The organism is Streptomyces sp. NPDC001606, from assembly GCF_053596835.1.
The window spans coordinates 35,241-55,256 of the sequence record NZ_JBSFHC010000029.1; the positions used below are offsets into that span (position 1 = coordinate 35,241).

Consider the following 20,016-nt stretch of genomic DNA (forward strand, 5'->3'; position numbering starts at 1 on the left):
CGACCATGACGTCTTCGACCCCGTCGCACTCCGACGACCGCCCCGCCACCGGCGCTCCCACCCCGCGCGACCGCGCCCAGGCCCTGCCCGCCGACCTGCGCGAGGAGCTGCGCCGGCGGCTGGCCGGACGCGCCGGTCCCGCGGCCGCCCCCGGGGCCCGCACCGGTATCCCGCGCGCCGACCGGGACCGCCCGCTGCCGCTGTCGTTCGCCCAGCAGCGCCTGTGGTTCCTGGACCGGCTGCGGCCGGGCGACCCCCGCTACAACAGCGCGGTCGCCGTCCGCTTCACCGGCGCACTGGACCGGCAGGTGCTGGCGCAGGCGCTGACCGCCGTCGTCGCCCGGCACGAGGCCCTGCGCACCACGTTCGCCGAGCACGACGGCCGCCCGGTGCAGCAGGTCCACCCGGCCGGGCCGGTGCCGCTGCCGGTGCGCGACGTGCAGGACCTCGACGCGGCCCTGCGCGCGGAGTACGCCCGCCCGTTCGACCTGCGCCGGGGGCCGCTGCTGCGCGCCGTGCTGCTGAGAGAGTCCGGCACCGCGCACGTGCTGCTGCTCACCGCCCATCACATCGTCACCGACGGCTGGTCCATGGGCGTGGTCCTGGACGAACTGTGCACCGCCTACGACGCGCTGGCCCGGGGCGCTGCCCCGGATCTGCCCGCGGTGGCGGCCCAGTACCCGGACTTCGCGGTGTGGCAGCGCGAACAGCTCTCCGGCCCCCGCCTCGAACGCCAGCTGGCCCACTGGAAGGACCGGCTGTCCGGGGCGGTGGCCCCCGCGCTGCCGCTGGACCGGCCGCGCAGCGGCGAGGAGTCCGGCGCGGGCGCCGTGCACACCTTCACCGTGCCCGCCGCCGTCACGGACCGGCTGCGCGACCTCGCCAGGGAGCAGCACACCACCCTGTACACCGCCCTGGTCGCCGCCACGCAGGCCCTGCTGGCCCGCTGGTCCGGCCAGGACGACGTCACCGTCGGTTCCCTGACGCCCGGCCGCTCCCGCACCGACCTGGAGCGCGCCGTCGGGTTCTTCGTGAACACGGTCGCGCTGCGCACCACGGTGGACACCTCCGCCTCCTTCCGGGACCTGCTCGGCGGGACCGCCGACACGGTCAACGACGCCTTCGCGCACGGCGACACCCCGTTCGAGCGGGTCGTCGAGGCGGCCGGCGCCGCCCGCGAGGCGGGCCGCAACCCGCTGTTCGACGTCATGGTCCTGCTGCACCCCGAGCCGCCCGCCGCGCGCGCCCCGCACGGCCTGGGCACCGAGCCGGTCACCGTGCCCCGGCAGGCGGCCACCTTCGACCTGAGCGTGGAGTTCGTGCCCGACGGCGCGGGCCTGACCGGTCTGCTGGAGTACCGCACCGACCTGTTCGAGGCGGCCACGGCCGCCCGCCTCGCCGACCAGCTGCTGCGCCTGCTGCGGGCCGCCGCCGACACGCCCGACCGGCCCCTGGGCAGCGCACCCCTGCTGTCCGCCGAGGAGGCACGGCAGATCCTGCACGACTGGAACCCCGCCCCGCTCCCGGTCCCCGACACCACCTACCCCGCCCTGTTCGAGGCCCGCGCCGCCCGCACCCCCGACGCACTCGCCCTCGTCGCCGGCGGTGAACGGCTCGACTACGCGACCCTCAACGCCCGCGCCAACCGCCTCGCGCACCACCTCATCTCCCTGGGGGCCGGCCCCGAACGGCTGGTCGCCCTGCGTCTGCCGCGCACCGCCGACATGATCACGGCGATCCTCGCCACCTGGAAGTCCGGTGCGGGCTACCTCCCGCTGGACCCGGCCCTGCCCGAGGAACGCGTCCGCTACCTGCTGGACGACGCCCGCCCCGCGCTCGTCCTGGACGAGGCCGCCCTGCGCGCCGTACCCGCCACCGCACCGGACACCGACCCCACCGACGCCGACCGGCACGCCCCGCTGCACCCGCTGCACACCGCCTACGTCATCTACACCTCCGGGTCCACCGGCCGCCCCAAGGGCGTCGCCGTCGCCCACCGCTCCGCGGTGCACCTGCTGGCCGCGCACCGGGCGGGCTTCGTCGCCGAGGCCGGCGGCGGCCCGCTGCGGGTGGCCCTCACCGCGTCGTTCTCCTTCGACACCTCCCTCGAAGGCGTGCTGCTGATGGCCGACGGCCACCCGCTGCACCTGGTCGACGAGGTGACCCGGATGGACCCGGCCGCGCTGGTCGCCCACATCGCCGAACACCGCATCGACTTCCTCGACGTCACCCCCTCCTACCTGCGGCAGCTGCTGCCCGCCGGACTGCTCACCGGCCCCGGGCACCGCCCCCGGGTCCTGATGCTCGGCGGCGAGGCGGTCGGCCCCGCCCTGTGGCGCGAGCTGGCCGCCCACCCGGACGTGACCGCGCACAACTTCTACGGCCCCACCGAGTGCACGGTCGACGCGCTGTCCTGCCGCATCGACGGCGGCGACCGCCCGCTGGTGGGCCGCCCGCTGCCCGGGGTCCGCGCCTACGTGCTGGACGGCCGGCTCCAGCCCGTGCCGCCCGGCGTCGGCGGCGAGCTCTACCTCGCCGGCCCCCAGCTGGCCCGCGGCTACACCGGCCGCCCGGGGCTGGCCGCGGCCCGCTTCCTGCCCGACCCGTACGGGCCGCCCGGCACCCGGATGTACCGCACGGGCGACCTGGCCCGCTGGACGGCCGACGGCCGGCTGGACTACCTCGGGCGGGCCGACGACCAGATCAAGGTGCGCGGCCACCGCATCGAACCCGGGGAGATCGAGGCGGCCCTGCTGGACCTGCCCGCGATCGCCGCCGCCGCGGTCGTCGCCGTCCCCGACGCGCACGGCCACACCCGCCTGGCCGCCTACGTCGTGCCCGCGCCCGACGCGGCCCGGCCGGCCCCCGCCGACCTGCGCGCGGCCCTGCGCCGCACCCTGCCCGACGCCCTGGTGCCGTCCTCCTTCACCGCCCTGGACGCCCTGCCGCTGACCACCAGCGGCAAACTGGACCGCCGCGCCCTGCCCGCGCCCGACACGGCCGAGGGCGACCGCGAGTTCACCGCCCCGCGCACCCCGGACGAGGAGACGCTCGCCGCCATCTGGGCCGAGGTGCTCGGCGTGCCCCGGGTCGGCGTCACGGACAACTTCTTCGAACTGGGCGGCGACTCGATCCTGAGCATCCAGGCCGTCTCCCGGGCCCGCGCGGCGGGCCTGCGGATCGGCTCCCAGGACGTCTTCCGGCACCAGACGGTCGCCGACCTGGCCGCCGCCGCGCGCCGCACCGCCGCCGTGCCCGCGCCCCGACGCGCGCACGAGGACGGCCCCGCACCGCTCACCCCGGTCCAGGAGTGGTTCTTCGCCACCCACGGGCCGCTGCGGCACTTCAGCATGTCGATGCTGCTCGACCTGCCGCACGACCTCGACGAGGCGGCCCTGGAACGGGCGCTGGCGGCCCTGACCGGCCACCACCCGGCGCTGCGCGCCCGCTTCACCCGCACGGACGACGGGACCTGGCGGCAGGAGCCCGGCACGGGCCCGGCCGGCGCACCGCTGACCCGCCACGCCCCGGACACCCCGCCCGCCGAGGCCGCCGACGCCGCCCGTGCGGCCCTGGACCCGGCCACCGGCGCGCTGCTGCGGGCGGCCCTGCTGACCGGCGGCGCACGGCCCCGGCTGTTCCTCGCCGTGCACCACCTGGCCGTCGACAGCGTCTCCTGGCGGGTCCTGCTCGCCGACCTGGAGCTGGCCTACCGGCAGGCCGCGGCCGGCGAGGAGCCCCGGCTGGAGCCCGAGCACACCCCGTTCGCCGACTGGGCGCGCCGGCTCGCCGAACGGGTGCGGGCCGGCGACCTGGACGACGACCTGCCGTACTGGCTCGAGGAGACCGCGCAGCCGCGCACCCCGCTCCCCGTCGACCTGCCCGGCACCCCGCTCGCCGGCTCCGTGCGCACCGTGCGCACCCGCGTGGACCGGGCGACCACCGAGGCGCTGCTGCGGCGGGTGCCGGGCGTGTACCGCACCCAGGTCAACGACGTGCTGCTGAGCGCCTTGGGCCGGGTGCTCGCCGACTGGGCGGGCACCGACCGGGTCACCGTCGCCCTGGAGGGCCACGGGCGCGAGGAGGACCTCGCGGAGGGCGCCGACCTGTCCCGCACCGTCGGCTGGTTCACCACCCAGTACCCGGTCACCCTCCCCGTCGCGGACGGAGCGGACGGAGCGGACGGAGCCGACTGGGGCGCGACCCTGAAGGCCGTCAAGGAGGGGCTGCGGGCGGTGCCCCGCCGCGGCCTGAGCTACCAGGCCCTGGGCCACCTCGGCTCGCCCAGCCCGCAGGCGGCCGCGCTCGCCGGACTGCCGCTGCCCGAGGTCTGCTTCACCTACCACGGCCAGTGGGAGGCCGCCGCAGGCGGGGACTTCGCACCCGCCGCCGACGTGCCCGGCCGCGACACCGACCCCGCTCAGCCCCTGGACCACCTGCTCGACGTCTCCGCCGTGGTGTCCGACGGCGAGCTGGAGATCACCTGGCACTACAGCGAGCAGGTGCACCGGCCGTCCACCGTGCGGCGGCTGGCCGACGCGATGGTGGAGGCGCTCGGCGCCGTCGCCGACCACTGCGCCCGGCCCGGCGCGGGCGGCCGCACCCCCTCCGACTTCCCGCTCGCCCGGCTGGACCAGGCCGGTGTGGACCGGCTCGCCGGCGACGGCCGGGACGTGGCGGACCTGCTGCCGCTCACCCCGCTCCAGGAGGGCATGCTCTTCCACCGGCTGGTCGGCGGCAGCGACGACGTGTACGTCGACCAGGCCGCCCTGCTGCTGGAGGGCGTGAACGACCCCGCCGCGCTCGCCGTGGCCTGGCAGCGGGTCGCCGACCGCACCCCGGCCCTGCGCACCTCCGTCGTGTGGGAGGGCGTCCCGGTCCCGCTCCAGGTCGTCCACCACCGCGTCACCGTCCCCGTCGAACAGCTCGACTGGCGCGACCTGGACGCCGGGGAGCGGGCCGAGCGCTGGGACCGGCTGCGCGCCGACGACCTCGCGCGCGGCCTCGACCTCACCGCGGCGCCCCTGATGCGGCTCACGTTCGTCCGGCTCCCGGACGCCCGGCTGCACCTGCTGTGGACCTCCCACCACCTGATCCTGGACGGCTGGAGCCTGGCCCAGGTCCTCACCGAGGTGTTCGAGGAGTACCGGGCGCTCACCGCCGGCACCGAGTACCGGCCCCCGGCGCGGCGGCCGTTCGGCGACTACGTGCGCTGGCTGGCCGGCCAGGACGGTGAGGCGGCCCGCGCCCACTGGCGGGCCGTCCTCGACGGATGGGCCGCCCCCACCCCGCTGCCCGCCGACCGCGTCCGGCGCCCCGGGCACGAGACCCGCTCCGCGGCGGTGCACACGGCCGCCCTGTCCGAGGAGGTCTCCGCCCGGCTGGCCGCGACCGCACGGTCGGCCGGACTCACCCTGGGCACCGTGGTGCAGGGCGCCTGGGCGCTGCTGCTGGCCCGCTACAGCGGCGAACGGGAGGTGCTGTTCGGCACCACCGTCTCCGGCCGCCCCGACGACCTGCCCGGCGCCGAGTCCATGGTGGGCCTGTTCATCAACACCCTGCCCACCCGCATCCGGGTGGACGGCGGGCGCAGGGCCGCCGACTGGCTGCGCGACCTACAGGAGGCGCAGGCCGAGGCACGGCGGTTCGCCGCGGTGTCCCTGGCCGAGCTGACCGGGCTCAGCGACGTGCCCGCGGGCAGCCCCCTGTTCGACAGCATCGTCGCCTTCGAGAACTACCCCTTCGACGAGGCCCGTTCGGCCGCCACCGGCATCCGCCTCGCCGACGTCTCCTCCCGGGACGCCACCAACTACCCGCTGGTGCTGCGGGCGTACCAGGGCGCGCACGTCGGCTTCGATCTGGCCTACGACCCCGGCCTGTTCGACGCCGCCACCGCCGCGGACCTCGCCGGCCGGCTGTGCCTGCTGCTGACCGGGCTCGCCGACGACCCCGACCGCCCGGTGCGCGCCCTGGCCTGGACCACCGCCGCCGAACGGCACCGGATGCTGACCGAGTGGAACGGCACCGCCGAGGGCCGGCCCGCCGACACCCTGACCGGCCTGTTCGCCGCGCAGGCCGCCCGCACCCCGCACGCCGAGGCCGTCACCTGCGGCGACGACCGCCTCGACTACGCCACCCTGGACGCCCGGGCCGGCCGGCTAGCCCACCGCCTCGCCGAACTCGGCGCCCGCCCCGAGACGTTCGTGGCGCTCGCCCTGCCCCGCTCCACCGACCTCGTCGTGGCCGTCCTCGCCGTCCTGAAGACCGGCGCGGCCTACCTGCCCGTCGACCCCGCGCTGCCCGCCGAACGCGTCCGGCACCTGCTCGACGACGCCCGGCCGGTGGCGCTCGTGACCACCGCAGGCACCACCGCGGGCACCGAGGCCGGCACCGCCGTGCCCGCCCTGCTGCTGGACGACCCGGACGTACGCGCCGACCTTGCCCGGCGCCCGGCCACCGGCCCCGCCGACCCCGCCCTGCGCCCGCTGCCGGAGAGCCCCGCCTACGCCATCTACACCTCCGGCTCCACCGGCCGGCCCAAGGGCGTCGTCGTCCCGCACGCAAGTGTCGTCCGGCTGTTCACCCGCACCCGGCAGTGGTTCGGCTTCGGCCCCGACGACGTGTGGACGCTGTTCCACTCCTACGCCTTCGACTTCTCGGTGTGGGAGCTGTGGGGCCCGCTGCTGCACGGCGGCCGGCTGGTGATCGTGCCCGAGGACACCGCACGCTCCCCGGAGGACTTCCTGCGCCTGCTCGCCGACGAACGGGTCACCGTCCTCAACCAGACGCCGTCCGCGTTCTACCCGCTCATCCGCGCGGACGCCGAACACCCCGACATCGGCGCACGGCTGGCCCTGCGCACGATCGTCTTCGGCGGCGAGGCACTGGACGTCACCCGGCTCGCCGACTGGTACGCCCGCCACCCGGACGACGCGCCGCGCCTGGTCAACATGTACGGCATCACCGAGACCACCGTGCACGTCACCTACGCCCCGCTGGACCGCGGCACGCGCGGCGGCACCTCGAGCCCCATCGGCACCGGCATCCCCGACCTGCGCGTCCACGTCCTCGATGACGCCCTGAACCCCGTACCGCCGGGCGCGGTGGGGGAGTTGTTCGTCGCCGGCGAGGGCTTGGCCCGCGGCTACCTGAACCGGCCCGGCCTCACCGCGACCCGCTTCCTCGCCGACCCGTTCGGACGCCCCGGCACCCGCATGTACCGCACGGGCGACCGGGCCCGCCGGCGGGCCGACGGCACCCTGGAGTACCTGGGCCGCGCCGACCAGCAGGTCAAGATCCGCGGCTACCGCATCGAGCCCGGCGAGATCGAGGCCGCGCTGCACACCCACCCGGGCGTGGGCGCGGCCGCCGTCGGCGTGTACGAGGACTCCGCCGGCACCCGCAGGCTGGTGGCCCACGTCGTCGGCACCGGCACCGGGGACCGCGCCACGCCCCCGCCCCCCGCCGCCGCCCTCCGTGCCCACCTCGAAGGACTGCTGCCCGCGCACATGGTGCCCGCGGCCTACGTCCCGATGGCCGCCCTGCCGCTGACCGTCAACGGCAAGCTGGACCGGCGCGCCCTGCCCGCGCCAGGACCCGGCGGCTTCGCGGCCGACGGACCGCGCACCCCCCTGCGCACCGACGCCGAACGGCTCGTCGCCGCCGCCTGGACGGACGTGCTGGACACCGACGAGATCGGCGCCGACGACGACTTCTTCGCGCTCGGCGGCGACTCCATCCTCGCCGTCCGGGTCACCTCCCGGCTGCGCGCCGCCTTCGGCACCGACGTCTCGCCCCGGCTGCTGTTCACGCACAGCACGCTCTCCGCGCTCGCGGCCGCGCTCGGCGAGCCGCGGGAGGGAACCGGCGCCGGCCGCGGCGGGGCCGCCGACGCCATCCCGGCGACCGACCCGGACACGCCCGCACCGCTGTCGTACGCCCAGCAGCGGCTGTGGTTCCTCGACCGGTTCGAACCGGGCAGCACCGAGTACACCACCCTGTCCGTGCTGCGGCTGCGCGGACGGCTCGACCTCGCCGCCCTGCGCACCGCCCTGGACGGCCTGGTCGCCCGGCACGAGGCCCTGCGCACCACGTTCACCGAGGACGGCGGCGAGGCCCGGCAGGTCGTGCACCCGCCGCGGCCCGTCGACCTGCCGGTGGAGGACCTCCACGACCGGGCCGCGCTGGACGCCCTGCTGGAGCGGGAGGCCGGCACCCCCTTCGACCTGGCCACCGGGCCGCTGCTGCGCGCCCGCCTCGCCCGGCAGGCCGCCGACGAGCACGTCCTCGTCCTGGCCGTGCACCACATCGTCACCGACGGCTGGTCCGTCGGCGTGCTCGGCCGGGACCTCGGCGAGCTGTACGCGGCGGCCCTCGACGGCCGCCGCCCCGACCTGCCCGCCCTGCCCGTCCGCTACGCCGACCACGCCGCCTGGCAGCGCGGCCGCGCCGACCGCGTCGAGGCCGGCCTCGCGTACTGGCGCCGCACCCTGGACGGCGTACCCGCGCTGGAACTGCCCACCGACCGGCCACGCCCGGCCGTGCGCACCCGCGACGGCGCCCTGGTCACCTTCACCCTGCCCGCCGCGCTGACCGGGCGGCTGCGCGAGCGCGGCCGGGAGGCCGACGCCACCTTGTACATGACCCTGGTGACGGCCTGCCAGGTGCTGCTCGCCCGCTGGGCCGGACAGCAGGACCTCACCGTCGGCACCGTCACCGCCGGCCGCGACCGGCCCGAACTGCACGACGTGGTCGGCATGTTCGTCAACACCCTGGTGCTGCGCACCCGCGTCCGCCCCGAGCTGTCCTTCCACGACCTGCTCACCGAGGTGCGGGGCACCGTCCTGGACGCCTTCGCCCACCAGGACGTGCCCTTCGAACGCGTGGTGGACGCCCTCCAGCCCGAGCGGGACACCAGCCGCACCCCGCTGTTCCAGGTCATGGTGGCCCTGCACAACCTCGGCGCCCGGGCACCCCGGCTGCCCGGGCTCACGGCCGAGCCGGTCACCCCGCCGGTCCGCAACGCCACCTTCGACCTCGCCTTCGACTTCGTCGAGACGGACGGCGGCCTCACCGGCCACCTGGAGTACAACACCGGGCTCTTCGACGCCGGCACCGCCGCATGGCTGGCCGAGCGGCTCCGCATCCTGCTGGAGGCCGCCGCCGCCGACCCGCGGCAGGCCGTGGACGCCCTGCCGCTGATGACCGACGGCGAACGCCGGCAGGTGCTCGCCCAGGGCCGGGGCGCCGCGCTGCCCGGGCCGGACACCACGTTCTGCGCCCTGTTCGAGGCCCAGGCCGCGCGCACCCCGCACGCGACCGCGCTGGTCGCCCGGGACACCACCCTCGACTTCGCCGCCCTGAACCGGCGGGCCAACCGGCTCGCCCACCACCTGATCGCCCGGGGCGCCGGCCCCGAGGACGTGGTCGCCGTACAGTTGCCCCGCACCTCCGGGCTGCCGGTGGCGCTGCTCGCGGTCCTCAAGGCGGGCGCCACCCTGCTCTGCCTCGACCCCGGGCTCCCCGAGGACCGCGTGCGGTACCTCCTCGACGACGCCCGGCCGCACACCGTGCTGACCGGCCTCGACGACGTGCCCTGGGACCGGCTGCCCGACCACGACCCGTCGGACGCGGACCGCGTCCGGCCGCTGCTGCCCGGACACACCGCCTACATCGTCTACACCTCCGGCTCCACCGGCCGCCCCAAGGGCGTCGCCGTCGAGCACCGGCACCTGGTCAACCTCTGCCACGACCACCGCGACAACCTGCTCGCCCCGCACACCGCGGGCGGACGCCGGCTGCGGGCCGCGCTCAGCGCCTCGTTCTCCTTCGACACCTCCTGGGAGGGCGCCCTGCTCCTTGCCCTCGGCCACGAGGTCCACCTCGTCGACGAGGACGTGCGGCTCGACCCCGAGGCGTTCTGCGCCCAGGTCGCCGAGCACCGGCTCGACCTGGTCAACGTCACCCCGTCGTTCCTGCGCGAGCTCACCGCCGCCGGCCTGCTCGCCCCCGGCCGCCACCACCCGCGCCTGCTGCTCGTCGGCGGCGAGGCGGTGCCCACCGCCACCTGGCGCGAACTCGCCGCGGTGGAACGGGACCTGGGCATCGCCGTGTACAACATGTACGGGCCCACCGAGTGCACCGTCGACGCGGTCTACGCCCGCACCACGGACCGCCCCGACCGCCCGGTCATCGGCAGTCCCGGCGGCAACCTGCGGGCCTACGTGCTCGACGGCGCCCTGCGCCCGGTCCCGCCCGGCGTGCCCGGCGAGCTGTACCTCGCCGGAGCGCAGGTGGCCCGCGGCTACCTCGGCCGGCCCGGCCTGACCGCCGCCCGCTTCCCGGCCGACCCGTTCGGCGCGCCGGGCGAGCGCATGTACCGCACCGGGGACCGGGCCCGCTGGGACCGCGGCGGGCTGCTGGAGTTCCTCGGCCGGGTGGACGAGCAGGTCAAGATACGCGGGTTCCGCATCGAACCCGGCGAGGTCGAGGCCGCCCTGCTCGCCCACCCCGACGTCGCCGACGCGGCGGTGACCGCACGCGAACACGCCGGCCGCCTCCTGCTCGTCGGCTACGTCGTGCCCGCCCCGGGCCGCAGCCCCGGCGCCGACGAACTGCGCGTCGCGCTGCGCCGCACCCTGCCCGACCACATGGTGCCCGCCGCGTTCGTGCCGCTGGCCCGCATCCCGCGCACCACCAGCGGCAAGACCGACCGGCGGGCCCTGCCCGCCCCGCCCGAGCAGCCCGACAGCGGCACTCCGTACGTCGCCCCGCGCAGCGGCACCGAGGAACGCCTCGCCGCCATCTGGGCCGACGTCCTCGGCGTCGAACGGGTCGGCGCCCGGGACAACTTCTTCGCGCTCGGCGGCGACTCGATCCTGAGCATCCAGATCGTCTCCCGCGCCCGGCAGTGCGGCCTCGCACTCACCACCAAGGACGTCTTCCGGCACCAGACCGTCGCCGAACTCGCCCTGCACGTCACCGAGTCGGCGCCGCGCCCGGCGGCCGGCGACGCCACCGGGCCGGCCGAGGCACCCCTCACCCCGATCCAGCACTGGTACCTGGACGGCCGCGAACCCGGCGAGCGGCTGCGGTTCACCATGACCCAGCGCCTCGAACTCGCCCCCGGCACCGACGCCTCCGCCTGGCGGCAGGCCGCCGACGCCCTCGTGCGCCGGCACCCGGCCCTGCGCACCCGCTTCCACCGCACCGGCGAGACCTGGCGCCAGCAGGTGCTGCCCGAGGCGCCGGACGCCGTCTTCACCCGCCACGACCTGACCGGCGCCGACGGCCCGGCGGCGGAGGCGGCGGTCCAGCGGTGCACCGAGCAGGCGCAGGCCGGCCTCGACCCCACCGCGGGCCGGGTGGTGCGCGTCCTGCTCTTCGACCGCGGCCCGCAGCTGCCCGGCCAGCTCGTCGTCACCGCGCACCACCTGGTGATCGACGGCGTGTCCTGGCGCATCGTCCTGGCGGACCTGGAGAGCGCCTACCGGGCTGCCGCCGCCGGCCGCCCGGCCGAACCGCCGGCCGCGAGCACGCCGTACGGCCACTGGGCGGACCGGCTGGAGCGGCACACCCGCTCCGGCGCCCTGGACGCGGACCTGCCGTACTGGACGCGCACCGCCGCCGCCCCGGCCGCGCTGCCCGCGGGCCGGCCCGGCCCGAACACCCACGGCACCGCCGCCACGGTCACCGTCACGCTGGACGCCGCGACCACCGACGCCCTGCTGCGGCAGGTCCCGGAGGTCTACCGGACCCAGGTCAACGACGTCCTGCTCAGCGCGCTCGGCCGCACCTTGGCCCGCTGGTGCGGCCGCGACACCGTCCTGCTCGGGGTGGAGGGCCACGGCCGCGAGGACCTCTTCGAGGACATGGACCTGTCGCGGACCGTGGGCTGGTTCACCGCCGAGTTCCCGCTCGCCCTGCGCGTCGCCCCGGACGCCGGCTGGCACGACACCCTCCGCGCGGTGAAGGAACAGCTGCGCGCCGTGCCGCTGCACGGTCTCAGCCACGGCGCCCTGCGCCACCTGCGGCCCGGCAGCCCGCTCGCCGGCGCCCCGGCCCCGCAGATCGGCTTCAACTACCACGGGCAGTGGGACGCGGGCGCCGCCGACGGCGACGGCCCGGTCCGCGGCCCGCTGCCCCCGGCCGGCCGGGACACCGACCCCGACGCACCCCGCCCCTACCTCCTGGACGTCACCGGCGTGGTCCAGCAGGGACGGCTGGAACTGGGCTGGACCTACCCGCCGGGCGTCTACGACGAGGACACCGTCCGGCGGCTCGCGGACGACACGATCGCCGCCCTGCGCGACATCGTGCGGCACTGCGCGACGCCCGCCGCCGGCGGCCGCACCCCGTCCGACTTCCCGCTGGCCGGCCTCGGCCAGGACCAGCTGGACCGGCTCGTCGGCGACGGCCGGCACGTCGCCGACGTACTGCCGCTCACCCCGCTCCAGTCCGGCATGCTCTTCCACGGCCTGGTCGACACCGAGCACGCCTACTTCGACCGCACGGCCGTCCGGCTGTCCGGGGTGGCCGACCCGCGCGCCTTCGCCGCCGCCTGGCAGCAGGTCGCCGACCGCACCCCGGCGCTGCGCACCAGCGTCCACTGGCAGAACCTGCCCCACCCCGTCCAGGTCGTCCACCACCGCGCCGAACTGCCCGTCACCCACCTCGACTGGCGCACCCTCGCCCCGGCCGAGCGGGCCGCGGCCACCGAGCGGCTGCTCGCCGAGGACCGCGCGGCGGGCATGGACCTCACCACCGCGCCGCTGACCCGCCTCACCCTGGCCGCCCTGCCGGGGGACGAGGTGCTGATGCTGTGGTCCACCCACCACATCGCGCTCGACGGCTGGAGCACCGGGCAGCTCCTCACCGAGGTCTGCGCACGCTACGCCGAGCTCACCGGCGGCCCGCACACCCCGCCCCCGGTACGGCGGCCCTTCGCCGACTTCCTGCACTGGCTGGCCGCGCAGGACGAGACGGCGGCCGAACGGCACTGGGCCGAGGCCCTGGACGGGTTCACCGCCCGCACCCCCCTGCCCTACGACCGCACCCCCGCGGAGGCGCACCGCACCCGGTCCGCCGCGGCCGTCCACCAGGAGCTGGACGCCCGCACCTCGCAGCGGCTGCGGGAGACCGCCGCCCGCGCCGGGCTCACCGTCAACACCGTGGTGGAGGGCGCCTGGGCGCTGCTGCTGGCCCGCACCAGCGGCCGGGACGAGGTGGTGTTCGGCACCACCGTCTCCGGCCGCCCGGCCGAACTGCCCGGCGTCGAGGGCATGATCGGCATGTTCATCAACACCGTCCCCACCCGGGTGCGCATCCCGTCCGGGCCCGTGCTGCCCTGGCTGCGCGGCCTCCAGGAACGGCAGAGCGAGGCCCGCCGGTTCGACCACCTCGCGCTGCCGCGCATCCAGGCGGTCACCGGCGTCCCGGCCGGCGAGCCGCTGTTCGACAGCATGGTGGTCTTCGAGAACTACCCCGTGGACGAGGCCGCCACCGCCCGTACCGGCGTCCGCGTCGAGGAGGTCCGCGCCGACGACGCGACCACCTTCCCCTGGTGCCTGCGCGCCCACCTCGCCGACCGGCTCGCCTTCGACCTGGCCTACGACCCGGCCCTGTTCGACCCGGCCACCGTCGAGCGCGCCGCGGACCGCCTGACCGCCCTGCTCACCGCCCTCGCCGACGGGTTCCACAGCGGCCTGGACGAGCTGGACCTGCTCACCCCCGCCGACCGCGACTTGCTGGCGGCCTGGAACACCACCGCGCGCCCGGCCCGGCCGCACAGCCCCGTCGCCCTGTTCGCCGCGCAGGTGCGCCGCACCCCGGACGCGACCGCCGTGCGTGACGGCGACCGTGACCTGACCTACCGGGACCTGGCCGACTGGGCGGGGCGGCTCGCGGCGCGGCTGGTGGCGGACGGCCTCGCCGCCGAGGACCGGGTGGCGCTGCTGATGGACCGCTCGGCCGAACTCGTCGTCGCCCAGTTGGCGGTGCTCATGGCGGGCGGCGCCTACCTGCCCGTGGACACCCGGGCCCCCGCGCAACGCCGCCGCCTCCTGCTGGACCAGGCCGGCGCCGCGGTCCGGCTCACCGCCGCCGACGTGGCCGCCGCGTGGACCGCCGGTGCGGACGGGCCGCTGCCGGCCGCCGACCCCGACCGGGCGGCGTACGTGATGTTCACCTCCGGCTCCACCGGGCGGCCCAAGGCGGTCGTCGTCCGCCACCGCGACGTGGCCGCCCTGGCCACCGACGGCCGGTTCACCGGCGGGGCGTGCGCACGGGTGCTGCTGCACTCGCCGGTCGCCTTCGACGCGGCCACCTTCGAGGTGTGGGCGCCCCTCCTCAGCGGCGGTTGCGTCGTCGTCGCCCCCGCCGGCGGGGTGGACGCGGCCCTGCTGCGCCGGCTCGCCGCCGACGGCGGACTGACCGCGCTGTGGCTGACCGCGGGGCTGTTCCGGCTGCTCGCGCAGGACGCCCCCGATTGCTTCCGCGGTCTCGGCCAGGTGTGGACCGGCGGTGACGTCGTCCCCGCCCAGGCCGTGCGCCGGGTCCTGGCCGCCTGCCCCGGCCTGACCGTCGTGGACGGCTACGGACCCACCGAGACCACCACCTTCGCCACCTCCTACGCCCTGACGGACCCGGCGGCCGTACCGGACACGATCCCCGTCGGCCACCCCCTGGACGACATGCGGGTCCAGGTCCTCGACGCCCGGCTGCGGCCCGTGCCGCCCGGCTGCGCGGGCGAGCTGTACCTGTCCGGGGAGGGCGTGGCCCGCGGCTACCTGGGCCGGCCGGGCGGCACCGCCGCGCGGTTCCTCGCCGACCCCGCCGGCCCGCCCGGAGCCCGTATGTACCGCACCGGCGACCTCGCGCGGCGGCGGCCGGACGGCGCCGTGGAGTTCCTCGGCCGCGCCGACGACCAGGTGAAGATCCGCGGCTTCCGGGTGGAGCCCGGCGAGGTCGAGGCCGTCCTCGCCGCCCACCCGGGCGTCCTCGACGTGGCCGTGCTGGCCCGTGAGGACCGGCCGGGCGCCAAACGGCTCGTGGCCTACGTCGTCGGCCCGGCCGGCGAGGACGAGGAGGAACTGCGGGCCCACGCCGCCCGCAGCCTGCCCGAGTACCTGGTGCCCACCGCCTTCGTCCCGCTCGCAGCCCTCCCGCTCAGCGGCAACGGCAAGGTCGACCGGGCCGCCCTGCCCGCCCCCCGGACGCCCGAACCGGCCGCGCGGGTGGCACCGCGCACCGAGGCGGAGCGCCGCACGGCGGAGGTCTTCGGCGAGGTGCTCGGCACCGAACCGCCCGGTGTGCAGGACGACTTCTTCCAGCTCGGCGGCGACTCGATCCTCAGCATCCGGCTCGCCGCCCGCCTCGCCGCGGCCTTCGACACCGACGTCACCCCGCGCGCGGTGTTCACCCACCCGACCCCGGCCGGGCTGGCCGCGCTGCTCGGCGCGCGCCAGGGCTCCGGCCGGCCGGAGATCGTCCCGGTCCGCCGCGACGGGCTCGCCCCGATGTCGTACGCCCAGCAACGCCTGTGGTTCCTGGAGGAGTTCGCGCCGGGCGGCGCCGAGTACGTCACCGCACTCGCCCTGCGCCTGCGCGGCACGCTCGACCTGCGGGCCCTGCGCGCGGCCCTGGCCGCCGTCGTGGCCCGGCACGAGTCGCTGCGCACCACCTTCGACAGCGTCGACGGGCACGGCGTGCAGCGCGTCCACCCGCCGCAGGACGACGTGCCGCTGGACGTCCGGGACCTGACGGGGGAGGCCGGGGAGGAACAGCAGCGGGCCCTGCGCCGGGTCCTCGCCGAGGAACGCACCCGCCCCTTCGACCTGCGCCGCGGACCGCTGCTGCGCACCCTGCTGGTCCGGCTGGCCGACGACGACCACGTGCTCGGCCTCACCCTGCACCACATCGTCACCGACGGCTGGTCCACCTCGGTCCTGCTCGGCGACCTCGCCCACTTCTACCGGGCCGAACACGGCGTCGTACAGGAGGACCTGCCACCGCTGCCGGTCCAGTACGCCGACTACGCGCACTGGCAGCGCGCCGCGGCCGACGCCGGCGACGACGAGCACCTCGCCTACTGGAAGGAGCACCTGGCCGGCACCGCACCGCTGGACCTGCCCACCGACCGGCCCCGGCCGCCGGTGCGCACCAGCGCCGGCGCGACCACCCGCGTGGTGGTGCCCGCCCGGACCGCCCGGCGGCTGACCCGGCTGGCCCGGGACCGGGGCACCACCCTGTTCACCACCCTCGTCGCCGCCGCCCAGGCCTACCTGGCCCGCCTGTCCGGCGCCGAGGACATCGCCGTCGGCACCGTCACCTCCGGCCGCGACCGGGCCGAGACGCAGGCCCTCATCGGGTTCTTCGTCAACACCCTGGTGCTGCGCTCGACGGCGCGGACCGGACAGTCCTTCAGCGACTTCCTCACCACGGTCCGCCGCACGGTCCTCGACGCCTTCGCCCACCAGGACGTGCCGTTCGAGCGCGTCGTCGACGAGGTGCAGCCCGTCCGCGACACCAGCCGCAGCCCGCTCTTCCAGGTCATGGTCGTCCTGCAGAACACCCCGGCGAGCGGTCTCGACCTGCCCGGCCTCGACGTCACCGACGTGCCGCCGGAGTCGGAACAGGCCGCGTTCGACCTCACCTTCGAGTTCGCCGAGGCCGGCTCGGGGGCCCTGCACGGCCTGCTCACCTACAACACCGACCTGTTCGACGCGGCCACGGCCGAACGCATGGCCGGCCAGCTCGCCACCCTGCTGGGCGCGGTCGCCGAGGACCCCGACCGCCCGCTCGGCGCGCTGCCGCTGACCACCGACACCGAGCTGAAGAGCCTGCTCGACCAGGGCCGGGGAACCTTCCGCCCGGTACCGGAGGAGACCCTGCCCGCCCTGTTCGAACGGCAGGCGGCCCGCACCCCGGACGCGGTGGCCCTCGCCGACGGCGACCGGGAGCTCACGTACGCCGAGGTCGACCGGGCGGCCAACCGGCTCGCCCACCGGCTGATCCGGGACGGCGCCGGGCCGGAGCAGGTGGTGGCCCTCGCCCTGCCCCGCTCGGCGGCGACCGTGGTGGCCCAGCTCGCCGTCGCCAAGACCGGCGGCGCCTTCCTGCCGGTCGACCCCGACTACCCGCCGCAGCGCCGGGAGTTCATGCTCCGCGACGCCGGCGCCCGGCTGGTCGTCGGCGACCCGGCCGAGGTGTGGGCGGCCGACGGTCCCGAGACCGCACCGACCGACGCCGACCGCACTGCCCCGCTCACCCCCGACCACCCCGCCTACGTCATCTACACCTCGGGATCCACCGGCACCCCCAAGGGCGTCACCGTCACCCACCGGGGCCTCGCCTCGTTCGCCGCGGCCGCCGCCGACCGGTACGCGGCCGGTCCCGGCGACCGGGTCCTGCAGTTCGCCTCGCCCAGCTTCGACGCCTCCGTGCTGGAACTGTGCATCTCCCTGCTGAGCGGCGCCACGCTCGTGACCGGCGAGGAGGGGCCGCTGGTCGGGGAACGCCTTGCGGAGGTGCTCGCCGGGCGGCGGATCAGCCACACGCTGATCCCGCCGGCCGCGCTGGCCACCGTCCCGCCGGAGACGGCCGCCGCCCTGCCCGCGCTGCGCACGCTCATCGTCGGCGCGGAGGCCTGCCCGGCCGACCTGGTGGACACCTGGGCACCCGGCCGCCGGATGATCAACTCCTACGGGCCCACCGAGGCCACCGTGGTCGCCACCTGGACCGGCTCGCTCACCCCCGGCACAGGGGCGCCTCCCATCGGCCGCCCCGCCGGCCACACCCGCGTCCTCGTCCTGGACACCGCCCTGCGCCCCGTCCCGCCCGGCGTCACCGGCGAGCTGTACGTCGCCGGCCCCGGACTGGCCCGCGGCTACCTCGGCCGGCCCGGACTGACCGCCCAGCGGTTCGTCGCCGACCCGTTCGGCGCGCCGGGGGAGCGGATGTACCGCACCGGCGACCTGGTCCGCTGGACCGCCGACGGCCGGCTCCGGTTCGCCGGACGCGCCGACGACCAGGTCAAGCTGCGCGGCTTCCGCATCGAACCGGGGGAGATCGAGGGCGCGCTGCGGCGCAGCCCCCTGGTGCGGGACGCGGTCGTCGCCGTCCGCGAGGGCGCGGGCGAGGGCGCCCCGGCCCGGCTCGTCGCCTACGTCGTGCCCACCAACCCGGCCGGGGGAGCGCTGCCCGTCGACGACCTGCGGCTGCATCTGGCCGGGCTGCTGCCGCCGCACATGGTGCCGTCCGTCTTCGTGCCGCTCGACCGGCTGCCGCTCACCCCGAACGGCAAGCTGGACCGGCGGGCGCTGCCCGCACCCGGGCCGGCCCAGGCCGGGGACAGGCCCCGCACCACGCCGCGCACCGACACCGAGCGCCGCATCGCCCGCATCTGGGCCGACGTGCTGGGCATCGAGGAGGTCGGCGCCGACGACAACTTCTTCGCGCTGGGCGGTGACTCCATCCTGACCATGCAGGTCGTCTCCCGGCTGCGCCGCGACGGCCTGCACGTGGCCACCCGGGACCTGTTCACGCACCAGACCGTCGCCGAACTCGCCACCGTCGTGCGCAGCGCGCCCGAGCGGAGGGGGGAGGGCCCGGTGACCGGCGAGGTGCCGCTCACCCCGATCCAGGAGTGGTTCCTCACCAGCCCGCGCGCCGCCCACCACCACTTCAACCAGTCGGCGCTGCTGGAACTCGACGGCACGCCCGACCAGCAGGCGCTGCGAGCCGCGCTCGACGCGCTGCTGGAGCACCACGACGCCCTGCGCATGCAGTTCACCCGGTCCGCCGGGCCGGACGGCCACGGCACCGGCTGGCGCCAGTTCAACCCGCCGCCCGCCGCCCACGACGTCCTGGTCTGCCACGACCTCACCGGCCTGTCCGCCGAGGAGGCCGACACGGCCATGGAGAAGACCGCGGACGAACTGCACGCCGGGTTCGACCTGGCCCGCGGTCCCCAGTTGCGGGCGGCGCTGTTCACCGGCGGCCCGGACCGGCCGGCGTTCCTGCTGCTCGTCGCCCACCACCTCGTCGTGGACGCGGTCTCCTGGCGCATCCTGCGCGACGACCTGGAGACCGCGTACCGGCAGGCGCTCGAGGGCGGCACGGTCGGCCTGGGCGAGCGCAGCACCAGCTTCCGCACCTGGTCGCGACGGCTGGCCGCGCACGTCGCCGAGGGCGGCCTCGACCACGAACTGCCGTACTGGGAGGAGGCGGTGCGCGCCGAGCCGGCCCCGGCCGCCCCGGCACCGCAGGCCGGGACGGGCCCGGCCGCCGTGGTCGGCGTGGAACTGGCCGAGGACGACACCGCCGCCCTGCTGCGGGCCGCGCCCACCGCCTACCGCACCCGCGTCGACGACGTCCTGCTCGCCGCCCTCACCCTGGCCCTGGCCCGATGGACCGGCCACGACCGGGTCCGCCTGGACCTGGAGGGCCACGGCCGTGAGGACCTGCTCGACGGGGTGGACCTGTCCCGCACGGTCGGCTGGTTCACCACCGTCTACCCGGTCGCCGTCCAGGTCCCCGACCCCGGCGACCTGGGCCCCGACCGCGACTGGCGGGCCCTGGTGAAGTCCGTGCGCCGCCAGCTGCGCGCGGTGCCCGGCAACGGCATCGGCTTCGGCGCCCTGCGCACCTTCGGCCCGCCCGAGGTCCGCGAGCGCCTCGGCGGCAGCGCGCACAGCCAGGTGGTGTTCAACTACCTCGGCCAGTGGGACGCCCGTCCGGAGACCGCGTCCGGCGGGCTGGTCCGCGCCGAGCACGGCTCCTTCGGACAGGACCACGACCCGCGGGACTCCGGCTCGCACCCGGTGGAGGTGGTGGGCGCGGTCCAGCACGGCCGGCTCGCCTTCACCTGGCACCACCGCCCCGGCGTCCACGACACGGCGACCGTGCGCCGGGTGGCCGAGGAGTTCGCCGAGGCCCTGCGGCAGCTCGCCCGGCACGCCCGGCACGCCCGGGGAGGCCGGTGACGGCCCTGCCGGGATGCGGAGCACCGTGCCGGGC

General features: G+C 76.9%; 1 protein-coding gene. It reads left to right on the forward strand.

Features of this window, described 5'->3' with window-relative positions; genetic code table 11:
* Window positions 1-5 precede the first annotated feature (5 nt).
* On the forward strand, window positions 6-19,982 hold the full coding sequence (locus tag ACWCV9_RS35140; RefSeq protein ID WP_450792757.1) for a non-ribosomal peptide synthase/polyketide synthase: 19,977 nt from the start codon (window positions 6-8) through the stop codon (window positions 19,980-19,982).
* Window positions 19,983-20,016: the final 34 nt, after the last annotated feature.